Raw genomic sequence first — 14,854 nt, 5'->3', positions numbered from 1 at the left:
TAATTTTTAATTTTTATAGTCCTGATTTGTGCCAGTCTGGTGCGTAAGCATAGCTGCTTGATATAGCTCTTAGCCTTGTTACTGCGTTTTTGATCTTTTCTATCGCGTAGTCTATCTCAACTTCAGTATTAAAACGTGAAAGTGACAAACGAAGTGCAGTGTGAGCTAGCTCGCTATCGGCGCCGATAGCTTCCATGATAGGATTGCTCTCAAGATCTTCACTAGCACAAGCTGAACCAGTGCTAGCTGCGATGCCAGCTTGGTTTAGATCCCATAGCATCGCCTCGCCTTCAACGCCTTTTATACTTGCTAAAATAGTATTTGGTACGCGGTGTTCTTTTTGACCTACTACTGTGACTTCTGGAAGTGCTAAAAGTGCATCTTCTAGCTTGTCTCTTAAGCGGCGTACGTGACTTTCTTCATATTTTATAAATTTAGTTGCGTTTTCGAGTGCTTTTCCCATCGCTACTATGCCAGCGACGTTTAGCGTGCCACTTCTTCTACCACCCATGTGCTCGCCACCGTGAAGTAAGCTAGTAAGAGGCATGCTATCTTTGATATATAGCCCACCTACGCCTTTTGGGCCGTGAAATTTATGAGCTGAAAAACTTAAAAAATCAACATCTGCGTCCCTAACATTTACAGAGATTTTGCCCATAGCTTGGACGGCGTCAGTGTGAAATAGTGCGCCAAATTCATGAGCAATGCTCGCAAGCTCTTTGATAGGAAATATCATGCCTGTTTCGTTGTTCGCCCACATCACGCTTACAAGCGCGACATCATCGCTCATAACGCGTCTTAAATCATCTCCTGTTATGACGCCCTCTTCATTGACATCTATTCTTGTAACTTCCACGCCAATGCTTTCTAAAAACGTGCAAGTAGCGCCGATTGCTGGGTGTTCGACTGTGGTTGTGACGATACGTTTTTTGTCGCCTTTTAGGATTTTATCTATGTAAATTCCTTTTAAAACCCAGTTGTTGCTCTCAGTAGCGCAGCTTGTGACTATGATATCGTCGCTATCTTTTGCGTTTATACAGGCATATAGCTGATCCATTGCAGTGCGAAGTGCAGGGTGAGTTTCGCTGCCATAAGAGTGAAGCGAGTTTGGGTTTCCAAATTTATCACTCAAAAACGGCAACATCAGCTCATAAGCTTCAGGGTCTATCATCGTTGTAGCGTTATTGTCTAAATATACTTTCAAATTTAGCCTTTCGTAATTTACCGATTTAATTCGGATAAACTTTATCTTTTTAATCCTTGAATATTATAACAACTTTTATAAATTTTGCTTTAAAATTTAGTAAATGAGAGTAAAAGTTATAAAAATTATCTCTCTGCGATATTTGGTATCAAAATATTAGTTAATTTGCTCTAACATTTTAATAATCTCTTCAAATTCAAAACCCTCATTTGGGGATTGTTTCATAAACTCTTCCATAAATGATTTTTTAGATATTGCAAGATCAAGCTCTTTATCAGCGCCTTTTTGGTAGGCTCCGATACGGATTAGGACTTCATTTTCTTTTAAAGTAGAAAATAGCCTTTTAAATTTAGAAGCGTTGGCTCTATGCTCTTTGCTTGTCACATCGCCCATAACACGACTTGCTGAGTTTAGGATATTGATCGGTGGATAGATTCCAAAATCAGTTAGCTCACGGCTTAATACAATATGTCCATCAAGTATGCTTCTGCTTTGATCAGCGATAGGATCGCTCATATCATCACCCTCTACAAGCACGGTAAAAAACGCAGTTATGCTGCCTTTGCCCTCTTCTTTGCCAGCTCGCTCCATGAGCTGAGGAAGGAGTGTAAGTACGCTTGGTGGATAGCCTTTTGAAGTCGGTGGTTCGCCAAGAGCTAGTCCGATCTCACGCTGAGCCATAGCAAATCTCGTCACGCTATCCATGATAAATAGCACATCTTTGCCACTGCTTTTGAAGTATTCAGCCACGCTCATAGCACAAAACGCACCGTATTTTCTCATAAGTGGGCTATCGTCGCTTGTGGCTACTATGATGACTGCGTTGCTTAGGTCGCCGCCTAGGTTTTTTTGGATAAACTCAGGGACTTCGCGACCACGCTCGCCAATTAGCGCTATGACTTTTATGGGAGCGGTTGAGTTTTTGACTATCATTCCCATAAGAGTTGATTTGCCTACGCCAGATCCTGCAAAAATACCTAGTTTTTGCCCTTTGCCACAAGTTAGTAAGCCATCTATTGTTTTAATCCCGACACTAAAAGGCTCATTGATAAGCCCTCTTTTCATCGCTGGAATCGGAGCTCGCATGATGGGAGCGTAAGAGGCCGCATTTATCGGCCCTTTGCCGTCTTTTGGGTTCATAAATGGATCCACAACTCTGCCGATAAGCTCATCACCAACTGGTATATTCATACCTTGATCGCTTGTATAGACTTTGTCGCCTATCTTAAATCCCTCAACAAAGCCAAACGGACTGACATTTGCACCTTTTTGGCTTATGGCTGTGACCATGCCAAGCTCACTTTTAAGCCCGTCATTACTAGCGATTCTTACTATATCGCCGATACTTGGTCTAAGCCCAATTATCTCAATCGTGCTGGCTGAAATTTTAGAAATCGTCCCAAAAACACTTGATAAATTTAGACTTTTATCAAGTTTGCTTTTTAAATTTTCTAAGCTCAAAATTTAACTGACCTTGGTGAGTTTATCAGATCAAAAAACTCTTTTCTAGTTTCTGCTGATTTGATGAAGCTTCCACGCAAGGCTGAAGTTGTAGTGATTGAGTTTATCTTCTCAACCCCACGCATCTCTACACACATATGCCTTGCTTCTACCACGACGCCTACGCCTTTTGGCTTGATAGTTTCAGCTATGGCCTGAGCGATTTGCTCTGTCATTTGCTCTTGGATTTGCAGACGTCTTGCGTAAATATTTACCATGCGTGGGATTTTGCTAAGTCCTACAACTTGACCATCTGGTATGTAGGCTACATGAACTCTGCCAATGATAGGCAAGAGATGATGCTCGCAAACACTGTAAAACTCAATGTCTTTGATAAGAACCATTTCGTTGTTGCTACTTTGAAACAAGGCGTCATTTAGCACGTCTTTTGGATCCATAGAATATCCGCTAGTGATGAACTCATAAGCCTTTGCCACTCTTTTTGGAGTATCAAGAAGCCCGCCACGTTTTGGGTCTTCACCCATGATTTCTAACATAGTTTTTACGCAATTTTCAAATTCGCTTCTTCTACTTTCATCAAACATAAATTACCTCGTAAAATTTTTGGATTATTTTATACTATTTTGACTTTTATAGTTATAAATTTGACAATTTATACTTAAATAAAGCAAAAATTTGGTATATTGACTGTCAATTTTTTAACATAACAAAGGAAGATAATGGAAGTTAAAGCACAACTTTTAAACCCTGCAAATGCTACAGCTACTACACAAATCAAAGCAGATGAGCTAAATGCAAAGGTTGAAAATTTAGCTAAAAAAGCTGCTAAAAATATTAAAATAGACGGTTTTAGAAAAGGTAAAGTCCCAACTGCTGAAGTTCTAAAAAGATATGGTGGGGATTTACAAAATGATGCTAGAAATGAATTTTTTAAAGATATAATCAATGCTTGCTTAGTTGATATAAACAAAAAAGCAGATGAGATAATCGGCGAACCAATGGTTTTAAAATTTGATGAAAAAGACGGAAATATCGATGTAGAAATCGAAATTTCATTCAAACCAGAAGTAAAAGTTGATGGCTATGAAGAGCTTATAAGCGACTATGCTACTCCAAGAGTAACTAAAAAAGAGATTGAAGATAAAGTTAATGAGTTTTTACTTATGATGGCTCCAGTTGAAAAGGTCGAAAAAGACGTTTTAGAAAAAGGCGACTGGGCTAAATTTAACTTTGAAGGCTTTGTTGATGGCGTGGCTTTTGAAGGCGGAAAAGCTGAAGATTACGTCCTTGAAATCGGTTCAAATCAATTCATTCCTGGATTTGAAGATGGCATGATCGGACTAAAAGTCGGCGAAGAAAAAGATGTAAACGTAACTTTCCCTAAAGAATATGGCGCAGCTCATCTTGCTGGAAAACCTGCAGTTTTCAAAGTAAAATTACTTGAAATTCAAGGCAAAAAAGTCGGCGAGCTTGACGAAAAAACGCTAAAAGCACTTCTTCCAACAGAAGAAAACCCAACTGCTGCAAAACTAGAAGAAAAAATCAAAGAGCAAATCAGAAATGAAAAATTCCAAAAATTGCTAAATGAAGAGCTAAAACCAAAATTTGCTGACAAAGCTGTTGAGAAGTTTAAATTTGATCTTCCAAAAAACATCGTCGAGCAAGAGATGGATATGCAATTTAGAAACGCTTGGGGCAACTTCAGCGAAGATGAAAGAAAGAAATTTAGCGAAGATAGAGACGCTGCTATGGCTCAGCGTGAAACTTATGCAGATGAAGCTAAAAAAAGCGTAGCACTTACATTTATCATTGATGAACTTGCAAAAGTAAGAGGCGTAAGCGTAAGCGATCAAGAGCTTTTACAAGCTGTATATTTCGAGGCTTACAGATATGGCATCGATCCTAAAAAACACCTTGAAGACTACAAAAATCAAGGCATGCTTCCAGCTGTTAAAATGGCAATGATAGAAGAAAAACTTTTCAATAATCTATTTAAAAAAGACGCTAAAGACGAAAAAGGCGAATAATGAGCTATTATGTTCCTTATGTAGTTGAAAGAACAAGCAAAGGTGAGAGAAGCTATGATATCTACTCTCGCCTTTTAAAAGACCGTATTATCATGCTTAGTGGCGAGATCGAAGACTCAATGGCAAGTGCGATTGTAGCTCAAATGCTGTTTTTAGAAGCTGAAGATCCAGACAAAGATATCTATCTTTATATCAATAGCCCAGGTGGCGTGGTGACAAGCGGATTTAGCATTTATGACACCATGAACTATATAAAACCAGATGTTTGCACGATTTGTATAGGTCAAGCAGCTAGCATGGGAGCATTTTTACTGAGTTGTGGAACAAAAGGCAAAAGATATGCGCTTCCAAACTCACGTATTATGATCCACCAACCTCTTGGTGGAGCTAGAGGTCAAGCAACTGACATCGAGATCCAAGCAAAAGAAATTTTGCGTCTTAAAGAGGTTTTGAACGGAACTCTTGCGAAAAATACTGGACAAAAACTTGCTAAAATAGCAAAAGATACTGATAGGGATTTTTTCATGAGTGCCGAAGAAGCCGCACAATATGGGCTTATTGATAAAGTTTTAGAAAAAAGCTTTAAATAATCAAGTGAGGTTCTAGTGGTTAAATTAAGAAATGATAAAGATCGTATAGATATAAATAAAAGTAGCACTAGTTTGGGTGACTCTCAAAAAACAGTTGCCACAAGAAGTGCTAGAATTAGCGAAAAAAACGATGACAATGTGGATCTAAATAAATTTTCACAACAGGTTTTAAAGCAGCTTAGCGATGATAATGTCCAAGCAACGCCTGGAAATTTTGATATTTATTTTGGAAAACTACTAGAAACTAAGTCCTCAACATTCCAAAAGAGAGTTTTAGAGCTTTTGGATTGTGAAAAAAACGACGATATCGACCAACAAGCCTTGATGGAAAAAGAGATTAGTCTTGGCTTTGGTCAGATCAAAAATATGCTACAAACCATAACTCTGATATATAAAAATTTGGTCGTTATGAAAGGAATAGTCCAAAAAAGGCTAGATGAAACAAGAGCAAACGCCAATCCACTAGAAGCCCAAACTATCATAAAATTTTTTAGTGAAGAGCTAGATAAACTAAACTCACTTATGGCAAAGCATCTTGAAATAATCAGAAATAACTATGATGATGTAAATAAAATATTTAAAAGAGTTGAAGCACAGTCTATTTATGACTCTAAATTTGGCGTTTACAACAAAAAATACTTCTTAAAAACTGTAGAAGAAGAACTTATAAACGTAAAAAGATACAACTACAACGTATCTGTAATGCTAATACATATAAAAGATAGGGTTTTAGACCTTATCCCAAGCGTAAAAGACAAAAACGGAATCTTAAGAAATATCGCAAAAATACTACTAAAAACTTCAAGAAGAAGTGACGTAGTCGCGCATTATGGCGAGGGATGCTTTGGTATGGTTATGAAACACACCGATATAACAGGAGCTAAAAAAGCTTGCGAAAGAATCGGTCAAATGCTATATCAAACAACATTTTTCATAGGCGAAGAAGAGCTTGATATGGATATGGAAATCTCTGTCATAGCACTAAATCCAGAATATAGCTCAGAAGAGATAATCTCAAAAGCGCTTGATGGATTGCCAAATAGTGGAAAAAGAACAAAATTATATGAAGTTATTGAGGGAATTTAATGATATTAGAGGTATTAACCTACCCAGACAAAAGGCTATATGATATAGGTCTTGAAGTTACTAAATTTGACGATGAGTTGGGTAAGTTTTTAGATGATATGTACGAAACTATGATAGCTAAAAATGGTATCGGCTTAGCAGCTTTGCAAGTCGGGAAACCGATTAGGGCATTTATAGTAAATTTAGTAAACGAAAACGAAGTTCAAGATAAAAACGATCTACTTGAAATAATAAATCCAAAATTTTTAAAAAAAGATGGTGAGATAGTCTATCAAGAAGGCTGTCTTAGTGTACCTGATTATTACGAAGATGTAAGAAGAGCAGAGCATATCGAAATCGAGTATTTTGATAGATATGGCAACAAAAAAACACTAGAAGCAAAAGGCTTGCTTGCAGTAGCGATCCAGCACGAAAACGACCACATAGATGGACATCTTTTTATAGAAAGAATTGGCTTTAATAAACGCAAAAAATTTGACAAAGAGTACAAAAAGAAAGCAAAAACCAAATAAGTATGAAATCCCTAAAAAGTGCGAGCCTGAGTGATAAGCTACATATCATTGATATCGAAGCCTCCTTTTTACGGGCACTTCCAAGCTTTGATATAGTTGGTCTTGCTAGCACTACCATAAAAGAATCCGTCTCAAGGGTCAAATCATCTCTTAGTTTGCTTGGGGATTTTGCATTTCCAGCTCTTAGAATTATCATAAATTTAAGCCCAAGCGATGTGAAAAAAGATGGTTCGCATTTTGATTTGCCTATCGCATTACTCATTTTGCTCCAAAAAGAAAAATTCGATAGTGAGTTTTTTGTCTTTGGTGAGCTTGGTCTTGATGGAAGTGTCAAAAGTACAGCTGAGCTATTTTCTATACTTTTATTTCTTAGTACAAAGGTCAAGTCTGCTAAAGTTTTGGTGCCAAAAGACATTGCACTAAAAGCTGCGATGATACCAAATTTAGACGTTTTTAGCATTTCAAATTTAGCCGAGGCTAGAGAGTTTTTTAGAAATGATGAGTTTAAAAACGAGTGCAAAGTGCAAGCCACTCATCCACTTTTTCAAAACGTCATAGAGATAAATGGCAAAAAATTTGTTCCAAATACTAAATTTGAGCTAGATTTCAAAGAGATAAAAGGTCAAGAAAGAGCCAAAAGAGCTTGCCTAATCGCGGCTAGTGGAATGCATAATATCTTGTTTGAAGGCAGCCCAGGATGTGGCAAATCAATGAGCGCAAAACGCCTTGCTTACATACTTCCTCCCCAAAGCTTGGACGAGATTTTACTAGCTAGCGCTTATGAATCACTAAACTCAAATGACGCAGATTTTAGCGCTCTTAGGGCGTTTCGAAGCCCTCATCATACAAGCACAAGAAGCTCAATTTTTGGTGGTGGCAGCGCTAGAGCCAAAATCGGCGAGCTTGGCTTAGCAAATGGTGGCGTGCTATTTTTTGATGAGTTTCCACACTTTGGCAAGCAGATACTTGAGAGTTTGCGTGAGCCATTAGAAGACAATAAAATCAACATTTCAAGGGTAAATTCAAAAGTTAGCTATGAGACTAAATTTATCTTTGTTGCCGCACAAAATCCATGCCCTTGTGGCAATGCTTTTAGCAAAACTGCTCTTTGCAGATGTACTCAAAAAGAGATTGACAAATACCAAAGTAGCGTTTCAAAAGCTCTGCTTGATAGGATTGATGTGTATGTGGCTATGAGTGATGTGAATGCAAGTGATCAGCCAAGTATGAGTAGCAAAGAGATGCAAAGTATGGTTTTAAGGGCTTTTGAGGCTCAAATAATGCGAGGTCAAAGTGAGCTAAATGGCAAACTAAGTGACGCTGATATAGCTAAATTTTGCCTTTTAGATGACGAGGCAAAAGGGATTTTAGACAAGGCAGTAAGCAGCTACAATCTTAGCCAAAGAGGTATAAACAAAACTCTAAAAGTGGCAAGAAGCATAGCCGACCTTGAAGGTAGTCAAACCATCAAAAAAGCCCATATTTTGGAGAGTTTAAGCTATAGGATGAAAGCATGAAAAAGCTATTTTTAAGCACAAATGAACTAGATAAAAACTGCATAGAAAATCTTGGATTAAGTGAGTTAGTCCTCCAAGAAAACGCAGCCTTAGGCGTGGCAAATTTAATCAGACAAAAGCTTGATTTTGGCAAGAAGATTTTGTTTTTGTGTGGTGGCGGAAACAATGCAAGTGACGCGATAGCTGCTGCTAGAATGCTTAGTGGGGAGTATGAATGTGAGCTATTTTTATGGAGCTCAAATTTAAACCAAAATGCAAAAATCCAGCTCCAAATCACAGAGAATGTCGGCGTGAAAATCGCTAGTGAGATTTGTGAGGCAGATTGCTATGTGGACGGGCTTTTAGGCAGTGGGCTTGATAGGGATTTGCCTCAAGACTTGCAAGATCTATTAAATTCGATAAATCAAAAACCGGGTCTAAAAATCGCAGTCGATGTCCCAACAGGGCTGAATAAATTTGGCAGATTATCGCCAATTTGCTTCAAAGCTGATTTTACCGTGGCTATGGGAGCTAGAAAAATAGGGCTTTACAGCGATCTTGCTAAAGATTTTGTCGGTGAGATAAAGCTAGCAAATTTAGGCATCTGCGAAGATAAATTTAGCGGTGAGAGTAGAAGCTTTTTGCTTGAAATGAGCGATTTAGAGCTTCCAAAAAGGGATAAACAAAATGTAAGCAAGGGCGACTTTGGTCATGCTTTTGTGGCTTGTGGAATGATGAGTGGTGCAGCTAAAATCGTAGCAAAAGCAGCCCTAAAAATGGGAGCTGGGCGTGTAAGCGTGGTAAATTTAAGCGACAAACAAATCATACTAGATGATGAAATTATGCTAAAAAATAGCTTCAAATTAGCTAGTTCGGTTGCCATAGGAATGGGGCTTGGCGTGGCGAGATTTGATCTTGGGGATTTTATCACTTTGCCTTGCGTGGTCGATGCTGATATGTTTTACCGTGATGAGGTTTTTAATCTAGCCACAAGCCAAAAAGCCGTCTTAACCCCACACCCAAAAGAGTTTGCAAACCTACTTAAAATCGCTAGTTTTGGCGAGTTTAGCGTGGAAGAAGTCCAAAGCTCAAGGCTGGAATTTGCCATTGAGTTTAGCTCCAAATTTGCCTGCGTTTTGGTACTAAAAGGCGCAAACACGCTCATCGCTCAAAAAGGCAATGTTTATATCAGCCCTTTTGGCACACCAGCGCTTAGCGTAGGAGGTAGTGGAGACGCACTTTCAGGCATTATTTTAGGACTTCTTGCTCAGGGATATTCCCCGCTAAATGCAGCCATTAGTGGAGTTCTAGCCCATGCAAAAACAGCGTTAAATTTCAAAGCAAACGCATATAGTTTCACACCAAACGACATTATAGAAGGAATCAAATGGTTATAAAAAACATCGCAGTATTATTCAGTGGGAGCGGATCAAATTTAGAAGCAATCTTGCAAAAAGTCCACAACAAGGTCTTTGGAGATACAAAAATAGTAGTAAATTTACTCATTTGCAATAAATTTGACGCCTTTGGAATACAAAGAGCCAAAAAATTTGGCTTAGAAACTAAAATCATCGAAAACTCTAAATTTAGCTCAAGAGAAGAGTTTGACGCTGAGCTAGTAAAGCATATAGAGAGTGCAAACATTGATTTAACCGTGCTTGCAGGATTTATGAGAATACTTACTCCAGTTTTTTGCGACCGCATAAAAGCGATAAATTTACACCCAAGTATTTTACCACTTTTCAAAGGAGCTCATGCCATTGATGAGAGCTTTGCAAGCGATATGCAAGTGGGTGGAGTGAGCGTGCATTATGTCAGCGCCGAGCTAGATGGCGGCAAGATAATCGCACAAGAAACTTTCCAAAGAGAGGCTAAAAGCCGTGAAGAGTGGGAGAGCAAAATCCACGCCATAGAGCATGAATTATTGCCAAATACAATAATCAAAATTCTAACCAAAGGAGATAAATGCTAGAGTGGATATACTCGCCAGAAGCGTGGATAAGCCTTTTAACATTAACTAGTTTAGAGATAGTTTTAGGTATAGATAATATCATTTTTATCGCCATTTTATGCGGGAAGCTGCCAGACTCTCAAAAAGACAAGGCGCGAATCGTCGGCCTTGGGCTTGCGATGATTACAAGGATTTTGCTGCTTTTAAGCCTATTTTGGATTATGAAGCTAACAACGCCGTTATTTAGTGTTTTTGATCAAGCTATTTCTGGTCGTGATCTCGTGCTGATAGCTGGAGGTCTGTTTTTGATAGCTAAATCCACTTTAGAGATCCACTCTCACGCCACTGGCGAAGATGAAGAAGCCGAGCTAAAAAGTGGCAAAAAAGCTGGTTTCGTCTCAGTGATAACTCAGATTGCGATTTTGGATATTGTATTTTCTCTTGATAGCGTGATAACAGCTGTCGGTATGGCTGATCATATTGAGATCATGATACTTGCAGTCATTTTGGCTGTGGGCGTGATGCTTTTTGCTAGCGGAGCTATTAGTAGATTTGTGGATAATAATCCGACTATAAAAGTTCTAGCTTTGGCGTTTTTGATAATGATAGGTATCGCTCTTGTGGGTGAAGGGCTTGGACTACATATCCCAAAAGGCTATATATACTTTGCGATGGCGTTTTCTTTGGTTGTAGAGATGATAAACATCTATTCAAAGAAAAAACACGAAAAATAATATATAAATTTGGCTTATTTGATAAATTTAAGCCAAATTCCTTAAATTTTAAGCGTATTTTAATTGACATTGCAAAAAAAAGTAGATATAATTCTACTTCTTAATTTGAAGTAGTGATGACTCATGCTTCGGGGTGTAGCGCAGTCTGGTTAGCGCACTTGGTTTGGGACCAAGGGGCCGAAGGTTCGAATCCTTTCACCCCGACCATTTGGTGAGTGTAGCTCAGTCGGTTAGAGCATCAGATTGTGGTCCTGAGGGTCGTGGGTTCGATTCCCATCACTCACCCCATTGTTTAAAGATTTTAAGGATGCGCTCGTAGCTCAATTGGATAGAGCGACAGACTTCGGATCTGTAGGTTATGGGTTCGACCCCTATCGGGCGCGCCACTTTAGGTTAATGCTGAGTTTGCAGCTTTTTATTGTTTATTTTAGCTATGCGCTCATAGCTCAGCTGGATAGAGCAACGGCCTTCTAAGCCGTAGGCCAGAGGTTCGAATCCTCTTGGGCGTACCACTTATTTATGCGGACGTGGTGAAATTGGCAGACACGCCAGACTTAGGATCTGGTGCCTTACGGTGTGGAGGTTCAAGTCCTCTCGTCCGCACCATTCTTTTATCATTCAATTTTTTAAATCATATTTTAAATTATTTTTAAGTTTTTATCTAAATTTGTTATTTATTTGGAACACCTATTGCTTTACTCTTTTAAATATAAAAAATTAATCAAGGGGTAAAGCAATGCCAAGTATTAATTCATTATACACAAATTTACAAACCTACAACCCATCTCAAACCACAAAAACTAGCTCAAATTTAAATACTTCCGCATTTAGTGCGGCATTAAACAGCGTAAGCGAAGCTGACTCCAAATACACTGTATCTACAAAATACGGCTTCAAAGCTGATGAAAATGGTTTTTTAGATCCATTATTTAATGAATTAGCTGGCATTCCTAGTAATGTAAAAATAAATGTAAAGACTGTAGATATGACAGTGAATTACGCTAAAAATGAAAAGATGAATCTAGATCCAATTTCGGCTATGTCAAAGGCTTGGAGTTTCTTTTCTACACTAAATAGTGGCACTAATTTGGGTAATGGTAAGCCAAGTGTATCACAGTTAGCTTCAATGCCAGAAAGTGCCTTATCATCAAATGGAACAATATTTGGAATATTGTTTCTAAACAAAATAATGTAGATGAGTCAATACCAATAGATATGATGGGAAGGATTAGTGCAGCATCAAACTATACCATGGACATAGGAGATATAAACAATGTGGGTGGACATTTTTATGGAACTAGCTCGGGTGTAGAAAATATTAAAGAACATTATAAAGAAGATTTGGGCTTTAATCTAGAAAGCAATTCAGATGAAGTTACTACTGGTGAAATATTTCACATGTTTATAAAATCAGAAGCAACAACATCACAACTTAGCGTTGATGCAGGACTTCCTACTAGATCAGAATTAGTACAGAACTACTATAATTTTTTAAAAAGTGGTAGTAGTCTATCTGACTATCTTAATGGTAAATTTGGAGCTGACTATCTAAAAGATGCTGCACTGCAATTTGCAAATGGAGCAGATAAGGCTGGAGAGTTATTTGATGAATTCTTAAAAAGTATAGACCAAGTAAATAAAGAATACTATCAAGCAAACAAAAGCTTTATTGATAATTACAATGCTAATAATATCACAAATGAAGCAAAGCTTGGTTTCCCAGCGGGGAAGATTGTAAATTTAGGCGTGTAAATCGTGGCTAAATTTATCTAATCAAATTTAGCTATTTTTTTGCTTGATTTGAAAATCATATCCTTTGCCAGATGGATTCAGCTCGTCTATGCCAGTTTTTATCATGCGTTCGTAAATTTGGATTTTGGAGCTTAGTTTTTGCATTGAGAGTTCTAGTTTTTGGATTTTTGTTTGGACGATGTTTTGTTGGTTTTGGAGCATTTGCTTTCTTTGTTTTGCTGTTTTGATACCTTGAAATGCTAGTCTTTCATACGTTTTGATATCTTCTATACTCATCTCCATCTCGCGTAAGCACTCTATCCAAGATGCCCATTCTATGTCTTTTTGGCTGAAATAATTCACTCCGTTTTTATCGCGTTCTAAGAGTGGAAATAGCCCCTTTTTGACCCAAAATCTAAGCGTGTACTTAGAAATGCCAGTTGCTTTTGAAACTTCTATGATCGTAGATGCCATTTTCACCCCTTTTTAAATTTAATTGTAGCTAAAATAGTTTAAATCACTCAAATTTAACGCCTTTTGCTTGGAGTTCTACTGCTTCTACTTGCGATAGAACTTTTTTAGTTACTAGATCTTTGGTTTGGCCGATGTAGCGTTTGAAATGCTCTGAGCCTATGTGAGAGACGTAAGCGGCTTCATCTTTGTATATCTCAAAAAATGTGATTTTGGTAGGATCGTTTTTGTCTGAGATGGCATATAATGCTAAAACTCCATCTTCACTTTGGACTGAGGTTTTCATACCTGTTTTTACACTTTGTAAAAACTCATCTAGCTTTTCTGGCATTATTTCGATATATGCAGATCTTACTGAGAGCGAGCTTTTGTCTATATTTTTGTCTTTGTTTGCATAAACCAAGCTTAGCAAAACACCGATACAAACCCCAACGGCTAAGATTATTATTTGTTTCATGACTATCATTTATTTGTCTATTTGAGCCTCTATGGCTTCGTTTGCTCTGTGGCCCAAGATATCAATTTTGCATATTCTTTGTCAAATTTAGCTATTTCTTCTTGGCTCATTCTTATGCCTTTTGCCCCACATAATTCATCTAAATGTGGCACTTTAGTCGTGCCAGGAATGGCTATGATGTATGGTCTTTGTGACAATGCCCACACTAAACAAAACTGCGCTGGCGTGACGTCTTTAGCCTTAGCCCATTTTTGGACTAGCTCTAGCAATGGTGCGTTGTGCTTCATCGCTTCTGGGCTAAAGCGTGGTAAGACGGCTCTTCTATCTGGCAGGGCGAATTTGGAGTTTGCATTAAAAGCTCCAGTCAAATATCCTCTAGCCAAAGGCGAGTAAGCTACAAAATCAATCCCGAGCTCTTCTAAAGTAGGGAAGATTTTGGTTTCTGGCTCTCTCCACCAAATAGCATATTCGCTTTCAACCGCACTTATAGGTGAGATTGCGTGAGCTTTTCTAATGGTATTTGCACTGGCTTCACATAGTCCCCATCTTAAAACCTTGCCCTCTTTGATGAGTGAATTTACCACGTCTGCGACCTCTTCTATAGGAGTGTTTTTATCTACTCTGTGTTGAAAAAGCATATCAATATGATCAGTTTTAAGGCGTTTTAATGAGCCTTCGACTGCTTTTTTGATATGGGCTGGTTTGCTATTTAAAACTCTTGGGCGATTTTCTGCTACTTCAAAGCCAAATTTAGTTTCTACTTTGACTTGATTTTTAAACGGTGCAATCGCCTCGCCAAGCCACTCTTCGCTAGTAGTCATACCATAAATCTCAGCCGTATCAAAAAGCGTGATTCCATTATCAAATGCACGTCTAACTAGCTTTATGATGTCTGATTTTTGATTTTGGCAGCCGTAATATCCGATAGGAGCGAAATCCACGCATCCAAGCCCCACTGCTGAGACTTTCATATCGCCGATTTTTCTTATTTCAAAATTAGTAGCTGTGGATTTAGTGGTATTTGCAAAAATCTCATTTAAGCCACCAGTTCCGCCTAAAACCGCTAAGCCTCCGATAAATTTAGTTGAACTTTTTAAAAATTCTCTTCTGGAATTCTCGTTTGTCATCTTTTAT

General features: G+C 38.2%; 16 protein-coding genes and 5 tRNA genes. 15 read left to right on the top strand and 6 right to left on the bottom strand.

The window, feature by feature from the left end; genetic code table 11:
* Window positions 1-13: 13 nt before the first annotated feature.
* The 3 genes from CIG1485E_RS07965 to folE all read right to left on the bottom strand — a co-directional run bounded on the left by CIG1485E_RS07965 (window position 14) and on the right by folE (window position 3,249).
* Window positions 14-1,204 (bottom strand): NifS family cysteine desulfurase, encoded by a 1,191-nt coding sequence (locus CIG1485E_RS07965; protein WP_038455256.1) that lies wholly within the window; start codon window positions 1,202-1,204, stop codon window positions 14-16.
* A 156-nt stretch (window positions 1,205-1,360) separates the two neighbouring features.
* A complete protein-coding gene (fliI, locus tag CIG1485E_RS07960) occupies window positions 1,361-2,665 on the bottom strand; it encodes a flagellar protein export ATPase FliI (RefSeq protein WP_038455254.1) in 1,305 nt (434 codons plus the stop codon).
* Complete coding sequence (gene folE / locus CIG1485E_RS07955) at window positions 2,662-3,249, bottom strand: GTP cyclohydrolase I FolE (RefSeq protein ID WP_038455252.1); 588 nt, start codon at window positions 3,247-3,249, stop codon at window positions 2,662-2,664. The genes fliI and folE overlap by 4 nt, the downstream gene beginning before the upstream one ends.
* A 135-nt stretch (window positions 3,250-3,384) precedes the next feature.
* Between folE and tig the strand changes: the two genes are divergently transcribed.
* From tig to CIG1485E_RS07880, 15 genes are all read left to right on the top strand, one after another.
* On the top strand, window positions 3,385-4,692 hold the full coding sequence (tig, locus tag CIG1485E_RS07950) for a trigger factor (protein ID WP_038455250.1): 1,308 nt from the start codon (window positions 3,385-3,387) through the stop codon (window positions 4,690-4,692).
* Window positions 4,692-5,282, top strand: coding sequence for an ATP-dependent Clp endopeptidase proteolytic subunit ClpP (gene clpP, locus CIG1485E_RS07945; RefSeq protein ID WP_038455248.1), 591 nt, complete (start codon window positions 4,692-4,694; stop codon window positions 5,280-5,282). The genes tig and clpP overlap by 1 nt, the downstream gene beginning before the upstream one ends.
* Window positions 5,283-5,297: 15 nt before the next feature.
* A complete protein-coding gene (locus tag CIG1485E_RS07940; RefSeq protein ID WP_051870958.1) occupies window positions 5,298-6,368 on the top strand; it encodes a GGDEF domain-containing protein in 1,071 nt (356 codons plus the stop codon).
* Window positions 6,368-6,880, top strand: coding sequence for a peptide deformylase (gene def, locus CIG1485E_RS07935; protein WP_038455247.1), 513 nt, complete (start codon window positions 6,368-6,370; stop codon window positions 6,878-6,880). The genes CIG1485E_RS07940 and def overlap by 1 nt, the downstream gene beginning before the upstream one ends.
* A gap of 2 nt (window positions 6,881-6,882) precedes the next feature.
* Entirely contained in the window at window positions 6,883-8,397 is a 1,515-nt protein-coding gene (locus CIG1485E_RS07930) for a YifB family Mg chelatase-like AAA ATPase (protein ID WP_038455245.1), read from the top strand.
* On the top strand, window positions 8,394-9,773 hold the full coding sequence (locus CIG1485E_RS07925; protein ID WP_038455243.1) for a bifunctional ADP-dependent NAD(P)H-hydrate dehydratase/NAD(P)H-hydrate epimerase: 1,380 nt from the start codon (window positions 8,394-8,396) through the stop codon (window positions 9,771-9,773). The genes CIG1485E_RS07930 and CIG1485E_RS07925 overlap by 4 nt, the downstream gene beginning before the upstream one ends.
* Window positions 9,764-10,348, top strand: coding sequence for a phosphoribosylglycinamide formyltransferase (gene purN, locus CIG1485E_RS07920; protein ID WP_038455240.1), 585 nt, complete (start codon window positions 9,764-9,766; stop codon window positions 10,346-10,348). Before CIG1485E_RS07925 ends, purN begins: the two co-directional genes overlap by 10 nt.
* Entirely contained in the window at window positions 10,342-11,061 is a 720-nt protein-coding gene (locus CIG1485E_RS07915; protein ID WP_038455239.1) for a TerC family protein, read from the top strand. The genes purN and CIG1485E_RS07915 overlap by 7 nt, the downstream gene beginning before the upstream one ends.
* A gap of 129 nt (window positions 11,062-11,190) precedes the next feature.
* Window positions 11,191-11,268, top strand: a tRNA-Pro gene (locus CIG1485E_RS07910).
* A 4-nt stretch (window positions 11,269-11,272) separates the two neighbouring features.
* Window positions 11,273-11,349 (top strand) — tRNA-His (locus tag CIG1485E_RS07905).
* A 21-nt stretch (window positions 11,350-11,370) separates the two neighbouring features.
* Window positions 11,371-11,447: transfer RNA gene (locus tag CIG1485E_RS07900), tRNA-Arg, on the top strand.
* Window positions 11,448-11,496: 49 nt separating this feature from the next.
* Window positions 11,497-11,573, top strand: a tRNA-Arg gene (locus CIG1485E_RS07895).
* A 9-nt stretch (window positions 11,574-11,582) separates the two neighbouring features.
* A tRNA-Leu gene (locus tag CIG1485E_RS07890) sits at window positions 11,583-11,667 on the top strand.
* A 130-nt stretch (window positions 11,668-11,797) separates the two neighbouring features.
* A complete protein-coding gene (locus tag CIG1485E_RS07885) occupies window positions 11,798-12,256 on the top strand; it encodes a hypothetical protein (RefSeq protein ID WP_051870957.1) in 459 nt (152 codons plus the stop codon).
* 20 nt (window positions 12,257-12,276) lie between these two features.
* Entirely contained in the window at window positions 12,277-12,813 is a 537-nt protein-coding gene (locus tag CIG1485E_RS07880) for a hypothetical protein (RefSeq protein ID WP_235183849.1), read from the top strand.
* A gap of 27 nt (window positions 12,814-12,840) precedes the next feature.
* Here the strand turns inward: CIG1485E_RS07880 and CIG1485E_RS07875 are convergent, their stop codons facing one another.
* Genes CIG1485E_RS07875 through CIG1485E_RS07865 form a run of 3 tightly spaced genes read right to left on the bottom strand, consistent with a single transcriptional unit; the run spans window position 12,841 to window position 14,847 of the window.
* Window positions 12,841-13,266, bottom strand: a complete 426-nt coding sequence (locus CIG1485E_RS07875) for a MerR family transcriptional regulator (protein WP_038455235.1) — start codon at window positions 13,264-13,266, stop codon at window positions 12,841-12,843.
* 43 nt (window positions 13,267-13,309) lie between these two features.
* Entirely contained in the window at window positions 13,310-13,720 is a 411-nt protein-coding gene (locus CIG1485E_RS07870; RefSeq protein WP_235183848.1) for a putative quinol monooxygenase, read from the bottom strand.
* A gap of 29 nt (window positions 13,721-13,749) precedes the next feature.
* A complete protein-coding gene (locus tag CIG1485E_RS07865) occupies window positions 13,750-14,847 on the bottom strand; it encodes an aldo/keto reductase (RefSeq protein WP_200876031.1) in 1,098 nt (365 codons plus the stop codon).
* Between the last annotated feature and the right edge of the window lie 7 nt (window positions 14,848-14,854).

The sequence above is a fragment of the Campylobacter iguaniorum genome (assembly GCF_000736415.1).
GTDB classification, from domain to species: Bacteria; Campylobacterota; Campylobacteria; order Campylobacterales; family Campylobacteraceae; genus Campylobacter; species Campylobacter iguaniorum.
This window is presented reverse-complemented; position numbering and strand designations above follow the sequence as displayed.